This window comes from Rhodoferax sp. RT5P35 (genome assembly GCF_056521385.1).
Map to the genome: position 1 here is coordinate 1 of NZ_JBWMAX010000049.1, position 1944 is coordinate 1944.

At 66.0% G+C, this 1944-nt stretch carries 3 protein-coding genes and 1 pseudogene; all 4 read right to left on the reverse strand.

Translation table 11 applies throughout. The features are described from left to right. Positions 1 to 245, reverse strand: a pseudogene (locus AC097L_RS23390) (hypothetical protein); the annotation flags it as partial. A 25-nt stretch (positions 246 to 270) separates the two neighbouring features. Then, entirely contained in the window at positions 271 to 480 is a 210-nt protein-coding gene (locus AC097L_RS23395) for a hypothetical protein (RefSeq protein WP_479589137.1), read from the reverse strand. A 46-nt stretch (positions 481 to 526) separates the two neighbouring features. Continuing rightward, the gene (gene gluQRS / locus AC097L_RS23400; protein ID WP_479589138.1) at positions 527 to 1462 is read right to left on the reverse strand and encodes a tRNA glutamyl-Q(34) synthetase GluQRS; all 936 of its coding nucleotides are present in this window, start codon (positions 1460 to 1462) and stop codon (positions 527 to 529) included. Then, on the reverse strand, positions 1455 to 1944 hold a 490-nt coding region (locus tag AC097L_RS23405; protein ID WP_479589139.1), incomplete at its 5' end, for an NAD(P)/FAD-dependent oxidoreductase. The genes gluQRS and AC097L_RS23405, both read right to left, overlap by 8 nt.

Sequence of the window (1944 nt, forward strand, 5' to 3'; positions counted from 1 at the left end):
AGCTGCGCCAGCACCGCACCATCGGCAATGCCTTGCACGCTGTGCGGCGTGGCATGGGCAAAGATGCACAGGTAGCCCGGCAGCCGCTTCTCGCGCAGACCCGAGGCGTACAGCCAGCGGTCGCGGGGCTGGATGAGGATGATTTTCTGGCGCTGGGGGTCGATGGTGGCCACCTTTTGCACCATGCGCTGGTGGCGGTCCAGGGCGGTAAAGGGGAGGTGTTGTAGCTCTGGTGCATGGGTCATGGGCAGGCTTGCCAGCGGACGCGTTCTACCAAGTCTTCACGTCGCCGCACCATAGGCCGTGTTCGTCAATATGTTGTTGTTGCAGCGTTATCCAATCTGCGTGTGCCAGGTTGAATTGCTCTGCAGTCATCCGGACTTCATCCTTTAGAAAACCAGCCTTTGTCACAAACAATGGCAGCGGAAGAAGCGGTTCCACAGCGACTTCCGTTACGGGTTGGGCGGGCGATAACTGCATGAAAAGCTCCAATTCTCTCGTGCGCTAATCCAAAAATCCTAGCCGTTCAACGGTGTTGCCATTGCTCCATCCACTGCCCCAGGGCGCTGGCAACATCCCCACCGCAAGCCGCCAATCCCAACACCCCCGCCGCCGCATTCAGCGCCGCCAGCGGCTGGGCCAGGTCCAGCGCCTGGGCACCGTTTTGCTTGGAGAGTTTTTCGCCGTTCGGCCCCAGCACCAGCGGTGTGTGCAGGTACTGCGGCGTAGGCAGGGCCAGGGCCTGTTGCAGCCAGATCTGGCGGGGGGTGTTGTCGGCCAGGTCCTGGCCGCGCACCACGTGGGTGATGCCTTGTGCTGCATCGTCCACCACCACGGCGAGCTGGTAGGCCCACAGGCCGTCGGCGCGGCGCAGCACGAAGTCGCTGACCTCTTCGGACAGGTTTTGCTGCTGCGGGCCGAGCAGGCGGTCGTGCCAGGTGAGTACGTTGCCTACTATGGATTTGATAGCTGTTTGCGCTGATGGAATGAGCGCTGGAGGCTGATTTTCTTTAAATTCTTCGGTACGCAGCCGCCAGGCCCGCGCGGGCCGACCCCACAGGCCGCTGCGGCAGGTGCCGGGGTAGACCAGCTCGGCGTTGCGGTGGCGCACCTGGCCCTGGGCGGCGCAGGCGGCTTCGATCTCTTTGCGCGAGCAGGCGCAGGGGTAGGCCCAGCCGCTGGCCACCAGCTGGTCCAGCGCCTGTTGGTACAGGGGGCTGCGGTGCGATTGGTAGGTGGGCGGAGCGTCTGGGTGCAGGCCGCAGGTGGCGAGCTGCTGCAGGATGAGCGCGTCCATGCCGGGCAGGCAGCGCGGCGTGTCCACGTCTTCAATGCGCACCAGCCAGGTGCCGCCATGGGCGCGGGCATCGAGCCAGCTGGCCAGGGCCGCAACCAAAGAGCCCGCATGCAGCGGGCCCGTAGGGGACGGGGCGAACCGTCCGGTGTAGCTGCTTTTAGGCAATCGCCAGCGCCATCTCCAGGCCGGAGATAAAGGCGTCTTCCACCCGGTGGCCTATGCACCAGTCGCCGCAGGCACCGATGCTGGATTTTTCGTCCCACAGGTGGCTGCGGCCCAGGGGCTGCACGGTTTGGGCGTAGCGCCAGCGGTGCACCGCGGCGTGCGCGGGTTCGGCGCGGATGCCGGTGACTTCGGTGAAGGCTTTGAGCAGCTTGGCCTGGATGCGCGGGGCATCGTCTTCCAGGTGCTCCAGCGACCAGGCGGCGCTGGCCTGCACCGTCCAGCGCTCGATGCCGCCGCGCCCGGGTTTGCTGGATTCGCGCGACAGCCAGGCGATGCGGTGGTGGTTGCTGCGTGCCGCGTTCCACTGCGGGCCCAGGTGGGCCATGGTGGGCTGCATGGCCTGGGGGAAGGCCAGCATCAGCGTCCAGCAGGGAGCCACTTGCACCGGGTGGATGTCGCGCACCAGGCGGGCGGCCTGGGCC

Bases quoted from the DNA above. Each gene is read 5' to 3' on its own strand.
- AC097L_RS23395 (WP_479589137.1), bottom strand. From the start codon at position 480: ATGCAGTTATCGCCCGCCCAACCCGTAACGGAAGTCGCTGTGGAACCG.